Source organism: Myxococcus sp. RHSTA-1-4, assembly GCF_020037125.1.
GTDB lineage: Bacteria > Myxococcota > Myxococcia > Myxococcales > Myxococcaceae > Myxococcus.
In genome coordinates, this window is sequence record NZ_JAIQDG010000013.1 from 56,057 (window position 1) to 69,859 (window position 13,803).

Here is a 13,803-nt window from a genome sequence, read left to right on the forward strand (position 1 = left end):
GGCGGCGGAAGGTGGGCGGCGGCGCTAGTCGGGCTTGGAGGGCGGGTCCGGCAGGTTGAGCTCGGCGCGTGAGTCCGCCTGGACGCGGCGGGCCTGTCTGGGGCGGGCGACCAGCGGAGGCGGCGCGGGCCGCGAGTCCGCGGGCCGGGACGTCTCCAGGTGCTTCGCCATGGCGCCGAGGGTGGGGTGCTCGAAGAGGACGCGCAGCGACACGTCCACGCGCCACGCTTCCTGGACGCGCGCGAGCGCCTGCACGGCCTTCATCGAGTGGCCGCCCAGGGCGAAGAAGTCGTCGTCCACGCCGACGCGCTCCACGCCCAGCACCTCGCGCCAGATGTCCGCGAGGCGCTGCTCATCGGGAGTGCGCGGGGCCGTGTAGCCGGCCGAGGAGCGCTGTGCCTGCGTGGGACGCGGGAGTGCCTTGCGGTCCAGCTTGTTGTTGGCCGTCCTCGGGAAGGACTCCAGCACCACGAAGTGCGTGGGCAGCATGTACGCGGGGAGGTGGGCGCGCAGGTGCTCGCGCAGCGCCGGGGCGTCAGGAGAGGCGCCGGGGGCGGGCCGGACGTAGGCGACCAGCTCGGGGCCGCTCGCGGCCTCCCACAGCCGCACCGCCGTCTCCGCCACGCCGGGGTGCAGGGCCAGACGCGCTTCAATCTCGCCCAGCTCGACGCGGTGGCCGCGCAGCTTGACCTGACCGTCGCCCCGCCCGAGGAACTCGAGCGAGCCGTCGGGCCGCCTGCGCGCGAGGTCACCCGTGCAGTAGAGGCGCGCGCCCGGACGTCCCCCGTGCGGGTCCGGCACGAAGCGCTCGGCGGTCAGCTCCGGACGGTTCAGGTACCCCCGGGCCACGCCCAGCCCGCCGAGGTACAGCGTGCCTGGCACGCCGGGAGGCACCGGCTGGAGCCACTCGTCCAGCACGTAGGCCTGGGTGTTGGCGATGGGGCGGCCGAGGGTGATGGGGCGCTCCGCTTCCAGTCGCGCCACCGTGGACCACACGGTGGTCTCCGTGGGGCCGTACATGTTCCACAGCTCCGAGCAGCGTGCCCGCAGGGGCGCGAGCAGCTCGGGAGCCAGGGCCTCGCCGCCGCACAGCAGCTTCAGGGCCGGGGAGCCGGACCAGCCCAGTGACAGCAGCATGCGCCACGTGGAGGGCGTGGCCTGCATCACCGTGGCCCCGCTCGCCGCCAGCAGCGGCAGCAGGCGCGTGCCGTCCACCGCCGTCTCCTGGCTGGCGATGACCACACACGCACCGACGCTCAGCGGGAGGAACAGCTCCAGCACGGAGATGTCGAAGGCGACCGTCGTCACCGCGAGCAGCGTGTCGCGCTCGGTCATCCCCGGCTCGCGCCGCATCGACATCAGGAAGTTGGCGGCGGCCTCGTGCGGAATGGCCACGCCCTTGGGCAGGCCCGTGGAGCCGGAGGTGTAGAGCACGTACGCCAGGCCGGCTCCCGTGACGGGGACAGCCACCGCGGCGGAAGAGGCTCCGGCGGCGTCGGAGGGCTGGACGGTGCGCCCGCTCCAGGCAGGGGCGCGGGTGGCCAGCTCCGGCTCCGTCACCAGCACCGTGACGCCGCTGTCCTCGAGGATGTGCGCCAGCCGTGGTGCCGGATACATCGGGTCGAGCGGGACATAGGCGGCCCCCGACTTGAGGATGCCGAGCAGCCCGACCAGCAGCTCCAGCCCGCGCTCCAGGAAGAGGCCCACCCGCTGTCCGGGGCCCACGCCCAGGTGCCGCAGGTGGTTCGCCAGCCGGTTGGCTCGCGCGTCCAGCTCGCCGTAGGTGAGGGACTGGGACTCGAAGCGGGCGGCGGTGGCGTCCGGGCGGCGCGTGGCCTGGGCCTCGAACAGGCCGTGCAGGGTGTGCGGCGCGGGGAGCTCGACGGCGGTGTCGTTCCACTCGCGCAACAGGGTGTTCCGCTCCGCCTCGGACAGCAGGGGCAGCCGCGAGACGGCGCGCTCCGGCGTCTCCGCCACCTGGGCCAGCAGGCACAGCAGGTGGTCCACCATCCGCGAGGCGGTCGCCTCGTCGAACAGGTCGGTGTTGTAGGTCAGCTCGCTGGCGAGGCCCTGGTCCGTCTCCGCCATCGACAGCGACAGGTCGAACTGCGACGTCCCGCTCTCGACCTCCAGCAGCTCCATGGACAGCCCGGGCAGGGCCAGTGGGGCCGTGGGCGTGTTCTGGAGGGTGAACAGCACCTGGAAGAGCGGCTGGTAGCTCAAGTCCCGGGCCGGCTGGAGCGCCTCGACGAGCTGCTCGAAGGGCACCGCCTGGTGGGTGTAGGCCGCGAGCGTGTCGCGGCGCACCTCGCGCAGCAGCTCCGAGAAGGACGGGTCCCGCTCGGTGGAGACGCGCAGCGGAAGCGTGTTGACGAAGAGGCCGATGAGCGGCTCCGTCTGGGGGAGCCGGTTGGCGATGGGCGAGCCCACCACGACGTCACGCTGGCGGCTGTAGCGGGAGAGCAGCACGCCGAACGCGGCCAGCAGCGTCATGAACAGCGTGGCCTCCGCCTCGCGGGCACGCTGCTTGAGACGGGCGGTGAGGGCCGGAGGGACGGTGAAGCGCCGCGTGGCCCCGAGGAAGCGCTGCGCCGCGGGCCGGGGGCGGTCCGTGGGCAGCTCGAGCAGGGCCGGGGCGCCTGCGAGGTGCTCGCGCCACCATGCGACGTGCGGCTTCAGGGCTCCACTGTCCGAGCGCTGCTGCTGCCACCGGGCGTAGTCCGCGTACTGGATGGGCAGCGCCGGCAGGGAGGCCTCCCCGCCGGCGGTGAAGGCCTGATAGTGCGCGGCCAGCTCCCGCATCAGCACGCCCAGGGACCAGCCGTCGCTGGCGATGTGATGCAGCGTGAGCAGCAGCACGTGCTCGCGCTCACCCAGCCGGAGCAGGCATGCGCGCAGCGGCAGGTCCTTCGTCAGGTCGAACGGCCTGCGCGCCTCCTCGGCCGCGAGATGCTGGACCCGCGCGCGCCGCTCCTCGGAGGGCAGCGGCTCCAGGTCCACCCGAGAGACCGGCACGGACGCGTCGGGCAGGATGCGCTGGACGGGCCGTCCCCCTTCAAGGGCGTAGCGCGTTCGCAGCACCTCGTGGCGCCGCACAATCGCGTCGAGGCCGCGCAGCAGGGCATCCGAGTCCAGCGCGCCCACGAGGCGCAGGGCCGCGGGCATGTTGTAGGCGCCACTCGGCCCTTCGAGCTGCTCCAGGAACCACAGCCGCTGCTGGCCCGAGGACAGTGGCAGCGCCTCGTCACGGGAACAGGGAGGGATGACCTCCGTGGCACTCCGCAGGGACTCCGCGGCCTGCTGGAGGAACGCGATGACCTCCTCCTTGCGCGACTTCAGCTCGCCCTGGAGCTCCGGCGTCATCGCGCCCGGCGGTGCGCTGAAGCGCAGGCGCTCGCCCTCCAGCCACAGCCGCACGTCCAGCTTGCGCAGGTGGCTCATCAGCTCGTCGATGGGACGCATGGAGGGGCTCACAGCTCTCCCTCCTCGCGAGCGGCGTCACCCGCCTGCGGCCGCGCCGCCCAGAGCAGGGTGTCCACGTGCTCCGCCAGTCCGGCGATGGTGGTGGCCTTGAAGAGGCGCTCCAGGGGCACCTCCACCTGGAGCGTGTCCCGGAGGCGCGAGGCCACCTGGGTGGCCAGCAGCGAGTCTCCGCCCAGCTCGAAGAAGTCGTCGTGGATGCCCACACGCGGCACGCGCAGGGCCTTCATCCAGGCCTCCGCGAGCGTCTGCTCGGTGGGTGTGCGCGGCGCGACGAAGGGGCGCAGGGTCGCGCTCGCCGCCGGGTCCGGGGCGGGGAGCGCCTGACGGTCCAGCTTGCCGCTCGGCGTGAGGGGCAGGGCGTCCAGGAGGACGAAGAAGGCCGGCACCATGTAGCCCGGCAGCGTCTCGAGGAGGAACTGGCGCAGGCCGGCGGGCGTGACGCTCCCGGGAGTGACAGGCACGGCGTAGGCGACCAGCCGCTTGTCGGTGCCGCCTCCGCCGTCCACCGGCTCCTGGCGGACCGTCACCACCACCTCACGCAGGGCCGGGTGCCGGCTGAGGGCGGACTCGATTTCGCCCAGCTCGATGCGGAAGCCGCGCACCTTGACCTGGTGGTCCGTGCGCCCGAGGAACTCCAGGGTTCCATCCGGCAGGTAGCGCACCACATCCCCCGTCTTGTAGAGGCGCGCGGTGGGCGCGTCCGAGAACGGGTCCGCGACGAAGCGCTGCGCGCTCAGCTCCGGCCGGTGGAGATAGCCGAGCGCCAGCAGCTCGCCGCCGATGTGGAGCTCTCCCGCCACGCCAATGGGGACGGGGCCCCCGTGTCGGTCGAGGACGTAGAAGGCGCGGTTGGAGAGCGGGCGGCCGATGGGGATGCGCGCGGGAGGCTTCTGGCCGCTGGAGGGGGCGGGCACTTCGTAGGTGGTCGCGGTGATGACCGTCTCCGTGGGGCCGTAGGCGTTGAGGAGCCGCACCGAGCCCAGCGGACCGCGCTGCCACTGCTCCAGCACACCGGCCAGCACGGTGTCTCCGCCGACGATGACCAGGCGCAGGCAGTGGGTGCTGAAGTCCGGCGGGGCCTCGGCCCAGCGCTGGGTGAGCTGCTGCCAGTAGGCGGTCGGGAAGTTCACCACCGTGAGCCGGTCTTCGACGAGGTGCCGCGCCATCTCCTCCGGTGTCCACACCCGAGGGCCGCGCAGCACCAGCGTCGCGCCGGCCATGAAGGTCGGGAGGATCTGCTCCAGCGAGGCGTCGAAGCTGAACGAGGCGAACTGGAGGATGCGGTCGTGCTCCGTGTGCCGGTAGCGCGGGATGACGTCCTGGCAGTGGACGACGAACGCGCCGTGTCCCACGGCGACGCCCTTGGGCTCGCCCGTGGAGCCGGACGTGTAGATGACGTAGGCGGGCGTGGAGGCGTCCGCGAGGTTCTCCAGGTTCTCCACGGGCCGGGCCGCCAGCGAGGCCGTGTCACGGTCCAGGCAGACGACCTTCGCGCCGCCAGCCGGCAGCCGCTCGGAGAGCGCGGTCTGCGTGACGACCACGGCCACCCGCGAGTCCTCCACGAGGAAGCGCAGGCGCTCCTCCGGGTTGGCGGGATCCAACGGCACGTACGCGCCGCCCGACTTGAGGATGGCCAGCAGCGTGACGAGCATCTCCGGCGTGCGGTCCAGGAGCGCGCCCACCAGCACGCCGGGGCCGACGCCGAGCGCGCGCAGGTGATGCGCGAGCTGGTTGGCCTGCTGGTTGAGGTCCGCGTAGGTGAGGTGCCGTCCCTCGAACTCCACCGCCGGCTTGCCGGGCCGGGCCGCCGCCTGTTGCTCGAAGAGCTGGTGGGTGAGGCGCTCCTTCGGGTAGGCGACGAGGTGCTGCTGGTTCCAGGTGACGAGGAACTGGTGCCGCTCTTCATCGGTGAGCACCGGCAGCCGGTGCAGGGCCCGTTGCGGGTCGGCGACGAGGCCTCGCAGCAACGCGCGGAAGCCGCGCGCGAAGCGGGCGACGCTCGCGGGCTCGAACAGGTCGGTGTTGTAGTCGAAGTCCAGCACCAGCCCGTCCTCGACGTCGAGCACGTTCAGGCTCAGGTCGAAGGCGGCGAAGGCGACGGGCTGCGGGTGGAAGCCCGCCTTCAGTCCGCCCATGCCGCGCACGGTCAGCGGGCGCTCCAGGTTGAACGTCACGCTGATGAGCGGGGTGTGGCTGGCGGTGCGCGGCAGCTCCAGCCGGTTGAGCAGCCGGGCGAAGGGGTAGTCCTGGTGCTCGTAGGCCGACAGGAGCACCTGCTTGAGCGTCCGGAAGTACTCCGGGAAGGACTCGTCACCGCGTGCGTGGCTGGCGATGGGCAGCAGGTGCGAGCAGTAGCCGACGAGTCCCTCGCTGCCCTCCAGGCCGCGCCCGGCGGTGGGGATGCCCACGAGGACGTCCTCCTGTCCCGTCAGGCGGTGGAGGAAGAGGGAATAGGCGGAGAGCAGCAGCATGAAGGGCGTGGCCTGCTGCCGCTGGCCCAGCTCCCGGAGTGCCAGGCTGAAGGCGCGGTCCAGGCGGACCGTCTCCCGCGCGCCCCGGAAGCGCCGCGCCGCGGGGCGGGGATGGTCGATGGGCAGCTCGATGGCGGGGAGCCGCTCCACGCGCTGCTCCAGCCAGTAGCGCTCGTGTGCCGCCAGCTCCTCCGTGGACTCCAGCGAGCGGAGCCAGCGGACGTAGTCGCCGAACTGCTTCACGGAGGGCAGGGACGGGGAGGCCCCGTCCACGAGCGCGGAGTAGGCCGCCGCCACCTCCTGGAGGACGACGCCCAGGGACCAGCCATCCACGACGACGTGGTGCGTGCTCAGCACCAGCAGGTGCTCCCGTGCATCCAGCTTCAGCAGGTGGGCGCGGAGCAGCGGGCCTCGGTGCAGGTCGAACGCGGTGGCGCTCTCCCGCGAGTACCAGCCGGAGAGGCTGGCGGCCCGCGCCGGAGGAGACAGCGCGGACAGGTCGAGCACCGGCAGGTCCACGGAGAGCGTGGGGAGGACGTGCTGCCGCTCACCGTCCTCGCCGATGCGGATGCGCAGCGCCTCGTGGCGGTCCACGACGTGCTGCAAGGCCCGCCGCAGCACGTCGGCGCGCAGGTCCCCCTCCAACCGGAGACTCATGGACAGGTTGTAGGCGATGGAGCCGCCCTCGTTCGTGCGGGAGAGGATCCAGAGCTGCCGCTGCGCCTCCGTCAGCGGCAGGGTCTGCTCCACCGCGTTGGGGGCGGGGAGGCTCGGAAGCTCCAGGCCGGGGCCCGGCTGGGGACGGGGCCAGAAGCCTCCCGCCTGCATCTCCGCGACGCTGTCGGCCACCGCGCGGACGATGGCGTCGAGCTCCGCGTCGCCGTGCGCGGTGGAGAGCATGCAGGTGCGCCCCTCCCAGATGTAGATGCCGCGGTCGCGGAGGTGGCAGTAGAAGAGGTCCATCTCCAGCGGCTGGAAGAGGTAGCTGGAGTTGCCCGCCACGTTGAACCGCATCACCGAGCCGCCGTGGACCATCTCCACGGGGGCCTGTGCGCGCTGGAAGACCTCGTTGATGCGCTCCACCAGGCGGGCGGCCCGCTGGTTGAGGCGCTCCTGGAGGGCGGGGCCCTCGTGCTTCAGGTGGGCGAGGGTGGCGACCATCGTCGCCATGGTCAGCGGGTGCTTGCAGAACGTGCCGGCGGCGAAGGTCGTCTCGACGGCCGGATACGAGTCGTCACCGTAGCGCCAGTCGCCACCATCGATGCGGTCCACGAAGCCGCCGCGGTCCGCCACGACGCCAATGGGCATGCCGCCGCCCACGACCTTCCCGTAGGTCACGAGGTCGGCCTCGATGCCCAGCCACGCCTGCGCGCCGCCGGGGTGGAGGCGGAAGCCGGTGATGACCTCGTCGAACATGAGGGGCACGCCCGCCGCGCGCGTCATCTCGCGCAGGGACTGGAGGAAGGCGCGGGGCTGGAGGTTGGGGCGGCGGCTCTGCACCGGCTCGACCACGACGACCGCCAGCTCGTCCAGATGCTCGCGGATGACGTCGAGCGACCGGTCCTCGCCGTAGGGCAGCACGATGACGTCCTCGGCGACCTTCTCCGTGACACCCGCGGCCATGGGGAGCGACTGCGGGACGCCGTCCACCATGCGCCCGACGACCAGCGTTCCGTCGGAGTGGCCATGGTAGGAGCCGGTGAACATCACGATCTTCGAGCGTCCCGTCGCCGCGCGGGCCAGCCGGAGTGCCGTCATCACCGCCTCCGTGCCGGAGTTGCAGAAGGTGACGCGCTTCATTCCGGTGAGCTCGCAAATGAGCTCCGCCGCCCGGCCGGCGAGGTCCGACTGCGGGCCGACCTCCATGCCCTGCTCCAGCCGCTCGCGCAGCGCCTCCACGATGAAGGACGGGTGGTGCCCGAACAGGTGCACGCCGAAGCCCATGGAGAGGTCGATGAACTCGTTGCCGTCCGCGTCCCAGAACCGTGCGTCCCGCGAGCGGGTGCTGACGATGGGGTAGCAGACCTCCTTGAGCTCCGCGCGGAAGTTCATCAGCCAGCGCAGGTCGCTCCACTGCGCGCGGTGGCGGATGGCGTGCTGCTTGGAGCTCCGCGTCCGCTGCGCGTGACGGGTGACGAGCGCATCCACGTGGCGCCGCTGCGTGGGCGTCAGCTCGCGTTCGGGCGTGCCCTTCTTCGGGCCCGAGGCGAAGGGGGACTGGGCACCCGGCGAAGGCGCGGGCCGGGGCGCCGGAGCCGCCACGGGGGCCGGAAGCGCCGGAGCGCTGGTGGCCGTGGCCACCGTCCCGCTCCGTCCACCAAGCAGCGCGAGCTGCTGGGCCATGAGCTGGAGCTGCAACTTCACGACCTGCTCCAGGCCCTCACCGCCGGGCGTGGCCGCCACGGGGAGGAGGGGCGCCACCGCGGGCGCGGACACGGCGGTGCTCCCGGCGGAAGGCGCCGCCTCGCCGAGCGGGGCATCAGCGGGGACGGTGAGGTCCAGGTGACGGGCCATGGCATCCAGCGTCGTCAGCTCCTCGAAGAGCTGGCGCATGGACAGCTTGAGGCCGAACCGCTTCTCCACGGCCCGGGCCGCGTCCATCAGGACGACGGAGTCGGCGCCGAGCTCCAGGAAGGAGACGTGCGAGCCAATCTTCTCGGGAGGCATCTGGAGCAGCCGGGCCAGCAGGGCGCGGAGCTCGTTCAGGAAGCGTTCCTGTCGGGTAGCAGTCACGGGTGCCTGGGTGTCCATCGTCGGTGTCGTTGTCTCGAGCCAATAGCGCTGCCGCTCGAAGGGATAGGTCGGAAGCAGCACCCGCGGCGCCGTGTGGCCCGCGTGGACCGCGTTCCAGTCCACCGTGACGCCCCGGACGTAGAGGACGCCCAGGGTGCCCAGGAGCGTCTCCCAGGCGTCGCGCTGCTTCTTCAAGCTGGGGAGCCACTCCGCGGCGCCGTCGGGGAGGCAGCGCCTCGCCATGCCCAGCAGCGTGTCGTGCGGCCCCAGCTCGACGAACAGCGAGGGCCCCTGATGGGCCGCGCGCTGGATGCTCCGGAAGAACTGGACGGGCTCGCGCACGTGGCGCCGCCAGTCGCGCGCGGTGGGGGCCGAGGCCAGCGGCGCTCCGGTGAGGTTGGAGATGACGGGCAGGCGGGGCGGCTGGAACGAGGTGATGGCGGCGGCCCGCTCGAAGTCGTCGAGCATGGGCTCCATCAGCGGGGAGTGGAAGGCATGCGACACGTTGAGCGGGCGGGCCTCCACGCCCCGGGCCTCCAGCGCCCGGACCACGCGCTCCACCGCGTGCCGCTCTCCGGAGATGACGACATGGTGGGGGCCGTTGACGGCGGCGACCTCCACCGCGCGCTCGGGCTCCAGCGCGGAGCGGACCGTCGCCTCGTCCGCCATGATGGCGGCCATGGCCCCGTCCTGGGGCAGCGCCTGGATGAGGCGTCCGCGGAGCGCCAGCAGGCGCAGCGCGTCCTCGAGCCCGAGCACTCCGGCCACGTGCGCGGCGGCGTACTCACCCACGCTGTGCCCCAGGACGGCATCCGGCTTCACGCCCCACGAGCGCCACAGCTCCGCCAGGGCCTGGCCCACCGCGAAGAGGGCGGGCTGGGTGTAGCGCGTCTGGTGGACCCGTGCTTCGTCTTCGCCGGGGCCGGGGAAGAGGAGGGACAGCAGCGGCACGTCGAGGTGCGGGCGCAACAGCGTGTCACAGCGCTCGAGCGCCTCGCGGAAGACGGGCGCGCTGTCGTGGAGCTGGCGCGCCATGCCGGGGTACTGGGAGCCCTGGCCGGGGAAGAGGAAGACGACGCGGGGAGGCGCCTCGCGCCGCGCCTCGCCATGGTGCAGGCCGGGGACGGAGCGGCCCTGGAGGAACGCGTCGAGCCGCTCCACCATCTCCTCGCGCGAGCCCGCCACCGCGGCGACCCGGTGGGGCCAGTGGTTGCGCCCCGTCGCGGCGGTGAAGCACAGCTCCGCCAGCGGGGGCGCGGACTCGGAGGCGAGCAGCTCCCGGTAGCGGAGCGCCAGGGCGCGCAACGCCGGATCGCTCCGGGCGGACAGCACCAGCAGGTGGAAGGCGCGCTCCGGTGCACGCGCGGGCGCTGGCACGCGCGCGGGAGGCTCGCCGAGGATGACGTGGGCGTTGGTGCCGCCGAAGCCGAAGGCGCTGACACCCGCGTACCGCGCACCCGGCGGTTGCGGCCAGGGCTCGGGCCTCGTCGGAATCCGGAAGGCCGTCTGCTCCAGCGCGATGTGTGGATTGAGCTGGCGGAAGTGGACCTGCGGAGGAACCTCACCGTGCTGCAACGCCAGGACGGCCTTCACCAGCCCGGCGATACCGGCGGCTGCTTCCAGGTGGCCGAGGTTGCTCTTCGCGGACCCGATGAAGCAGCGCCGCGAGGGCTCGCGCCCCTCGGACAGGACCTCCTTGAGCGCGTCGACCTCGATGGGGTCGCCCAGCGGCGTCCCCGTGCCGTGCGCCTCGACGTAGCCGATGCTCGTGGGGGACAGCCGCGCCTGCCGCAGTGCCTGGCGGATGACGTCCTGCTGCGCGGCGCCGCTCGGCGCGGTGAGGCCGTTGCTGAGGCCGTCATGATTCACCGCCGAGCCGTGGAGGACGGCGAGGATGGGGTCGCCCGCGGCGAGCGCGTCCTTCAGCCGCTTGAGCACGACGACGCCGCAGCCCTCGGAGCGCACGTAGCCATCCGCCGCGGCGTCGAAGCTCTTGCAGCGGCCGTCGCTCGCCATCATCCCCGCCTGGGAGAAGGCGATGGTGAGCTCCGGCGTCAGGATGGCATTCACCCCGCCGGCGAGCGCGAGGTCGCACTCACGGGCCCGGAGGCTCTGACAGGCCAGGTGCACGGCGACGAGCGAGGAGGAGCACGCGGTGTCCACCGCCATGCTCGGCCCCCGCAGGCCCAGCAGATAGGAGAGGCGGTTGGCCGCGATGCTGTGGGCATTGCCCGTGCCCGCGTACGCATCCAGCAGGGCGTGGTCGCCGAACTGCCGCTGCGAGTAGTCGTTGGTGCTGATTCCCACGAACACGCCGGTGCGGCTGCCCTGGAGGGCTCGCGGCGCCTGCCCCCCGCGCTCCAGCGCCTCCCAGGCGACCTCCAGCAGCAGCCGCTGCTGCGGGTCCATCCGGCTCGCCTCTCGGGGGGAGATGCCGAAGAACAGCGGGTCGAACGCGTCAATCCCCTCCACGAAGCCGCCCCAGCGGGTGTTCATCGTCCCGGGCGTGCCCGGCTCGGCGCGGTAGAAGCGCCGCGCGTCCCAGCGGCCCGGGGGCACCTCGGTGATGGCGTCACCTCCGCGCTGGAGCAGCGCCCAGTACGCCTCGGGCGAGGGGGCTCCCGGGAAGCGGCACGACACCGCGGTGACGACGATGACGTCCTCCGCGGCCTCCACCTCCGGAGCCGGGACCTGGGGCGCGGGGGCGGGCGGCGCGAGCCGTCCGGCCAGGTACCGGCTCAGCGCGTCGATGGTCGGGTGCTCCCACAGGGCGGTGGGGGAGACGTCATGCTCCAGCCAGTCCGCCAGGTCTCCCGTGAGGAAGACCGCCTCCTTGGAGGTGAGGCCGTAGGTGACGAAGGGCTCGTCGAGCTCCACCTCCGCGGGCGGGAGGTCCGCCGCCTCGGCCACCGCGGCGACGAGCCACGCCACGATTTCCTCGACGGTACGGGTGGGACGAGAGGCAGGTTCAAGGGGTGGACGGGCGGAGGATGTCAAGGTCTGAATTTATTGATTAAGTTGTAATATTACTTTATTATCACAATCCGTAAACCGCGATCCAGCCCATGCATGCGTAGCAGGTGCGAATTGATGGCGTCAGGTGAAGTCGAGTGCTGGTCCGAAGGCGGCCAGCTGGACAGCGTGGTGGTGTTCCGGCCCGCGGAGCTGGACGTCGCGACACCGGAAGAGGCCGCCGCGGTGGGCTTCTCCCAGGTCGTGACTCGAGCGGCGGCGGACGAGGCCTTCGGCCGGCTGCGCGAGACGCTGGAGTCATTCGGCTGCAAGACGGTGGACCTGGGCGACTTCTTGTCACCGGCGGACCGGGCCGTCAGTGACACCTCGGTCAACAGGGTGTTCGTCCGTGACACGGCGGTGGCGCTGGGCTCGCGGCTCGTCCGGGGGACGGCGGCGTTCCCCGCGAGGGTGGCCGAGTTCGACGTGGCGCATGGGGCGCTGTCCCGGTTGATGGGGCAGCCAGCGGAAGACGCGGCGTGGGCGGCTTCGGCCCGGGTCGAGTTCGGGGATGTGTTCCTGCTCGGTCAGGGGCGGCTGCTCGTCAACGTGGGGCTGCGCAGCGACCAGCAGTCGGTGCAGGACTTCGTGGAGGTGGCCTGGGGCGCCGGGTTCGAGGAGGTGGCGGTCGTCCGCATTCCCGAGAGCCTGGGCATCATCCACCTGGACCTCGCCTTCAACGTGCTGGGCCCGGAGGCCGTCGTGGCTCGTGCCTTCCTGCGTCACTGCCCCCTGCGCGTGTGCGTCCGCGGGCAGCCGCCCCGCTGGGAGTCGTTCGAGGGCTACTTCGCGCAGCGGGGACAGCGCGTGCTCGCGTTCGAGCCGGGGAGCACGCACCCGTTCCTGTCCAACTACATCTACCTGGGGCCACGGCTGATTCTCGCCTCGGAGGGCGTCGCGCCCCACCTGCGCCCGCTGGCGAGGGACTTCGGGATTGAGGTCGCCAGCGTGGAGGTCGAAGCGCTCGAGCGCGGCAATGGGAGCGTGCGGTGCCTGACGATGCCGCTGCGGCGGCGCGTGGGCTGAGCGTCCGGGGCTGACATGTCCATCACGGGAACGACCCTCATCGCGGCTTCTCTCTCGGACCTTGCCGAACGCGATAGCCTGCTCACACGGCAGCTGTATGAGCGAATCGGTGGCTACTGGGTCACCCAGATCATCGGCACGGCCGCCCGCCTGGGAATCGCGGACCTGCTCACGGGCGGAGCACGCGCCAGTGATGACATGGCCAGCGAGCTGGGCATCAGCGCGGATGGCCTGTTCCGGCTGCTGCGTGGCGGTGTCACCGCGGGCATCGTCCAGGAGGTCTCGCCCCGCGCCTTCGCCCTGACGCCCATGGGCGAAGGCCTGCGCTCGGACGTCCCCTTCTCGCTGCGCTCCCTGGCCATTGCCAGCTGTGACAGCGCGCACTGGCTGCCCTGGGGCCAGCTCGCCGAGGCGATTCGCACCGGCCGCTCCACCGCGCGCGCCGCGCTGGGCATGGACATCTGGGAGCACTTCGCGCGCGAACCGGACGAGGGCGCTCAGTTCTCCCAGGCCATGAGCAACCTCTCCAGCATGGTGGGCGGTGAGCTGACGCGCCTTGTCGACTTCTCACGCTTCCCCCATGTCGCGGACATCGGAGGGAGCCAGGGGGCGCTGCTGGCGCAGGTGCTCCAGGCCCATCCCTCCTGCCGGGGTACGCTCTTCGACCTGCCGCACGTCATCGAAGGCGCGAAGGCCCCGCTCGAGGCGGCGGGGCTCTCGGGCAGGGTAGCGCTGGTGGGAGGCAGCTTCTTCGAATCCCACCTCCCGTCCGCGGACGCCTACCTGCTCAAGCACGTCCTCCATGACTGGGATGACGGCTCCTCCACCACCCTGCTGCGCCAGCTCCACCAGGCGGCGCCGGAGGGCGCCCGGCTCTTCGTGCTGGAAATGGTGATGCCGGAGGCCGGCACGCCCTCGCCCGTGCCGTTGATGGACCTCAACATGCTGGTGCTCGTGGACGGGCGCGAGCGCACGGCCCGGGAGTTTGGCGCGCTGCTGGGCACGGCCTCCTGGGAGCTGCGGGGCATCACCCCCACGGCGGGCGGGACCTGCATCATCGAGGCGAACAAGCGCTGAG

The 13,803-nt window shown here is 72.2% G+C and carries 4 protein-coding genes; 2 read left to right on the plus strand and 2 right to left on the minus strand.

Features of this window, described 5'->3' with window-relative positions:
* Positions 1 to 24 precede the first annotated feature (24 nt).
* Together K8638_RS18800 and K8638_RS18805 are read right to left on the minus strand one after the other, a co-directional pair.
* Entirely contained in the window at positions 25 to 3,462 is a 3,438-nt protein-coding gene (locus tag K8638_RS18800) for a non-ribosomal peptide synthetase (protein ID WP_225937413.1), read from the minus strand.
* A gap of 8 nt (positions 3,463 to 3,470) precedes the next feature.
* On the minus strand, positions 3,471 to 11,618 hold the full coding sequence (locus K8638_RS18805; protein WP_223755932.1) for a non-ribosomal peptide synthetase/type I polyketide synthase: 8,148 nt from the start codon (positions 11,616 to 11,618) through the stop codon (positions 3,471 to 3,473).
* 159 nt (positions 11,619 to 11,777) lie between these two features.
* Here K8638_RS18805 and K8638_RS18810 point away from each other — a divergent pair, with 159 nt between their 5' ends.
* Together K8638_RS18810 and K8638_RS18815 are read left to right on the plus strand one after the other, a co-directional pair.
* Positions 11,778 to 12,725, plus strand: a complete 948-nt coding sequence (locus K8638_RS18810) for an arginine deiminase family protein (protein WP_223755933.1) — start codon at positions 11,778 to 11,780, stop codon at positions 12,723 to 12,725.
* 15 nt (positions 12,726 to 12,740) lie between these two features.
* Positions 12,741 to 13,802 (plus strand): acetylserotonin O-methyltransferase, encoded by a 1,062-nt coding sequence (locus K8638_RS18815; protein ID WP_223755934.1) that lies wholly within the window; start codon positions 12,741 to 12,743, stop codon positions 13,800 to 13,802.
* Position 13,803 lies beyond the last annotated feature (1 nt).

Bases quoted from the DNA above. Each gene is read 5' to 3' on its own strand.
- K8638_RS18800 (WP_225937413.1), bottom strand. From the start codon at position 3,462: ATGCGTCCCATCGACGAGCTGATGAGCCACCTGCGCAAGCTGGACGTG.
- K8638_RS18815 (WP_223755934.1), top strand. From the start codon at position 12,741: ATGTCCATCACGGGAACGACCCTCATCGCGGCTTCTCTCTCGGACCTT.
- K8638_RS18810 (WP_223755933.1), top strand. From the start codon at position 11,778: ATGGCGTCAGGTGAAGTCGAGTGCTGGTCCGAAGGCGGCCAGCTGGAC.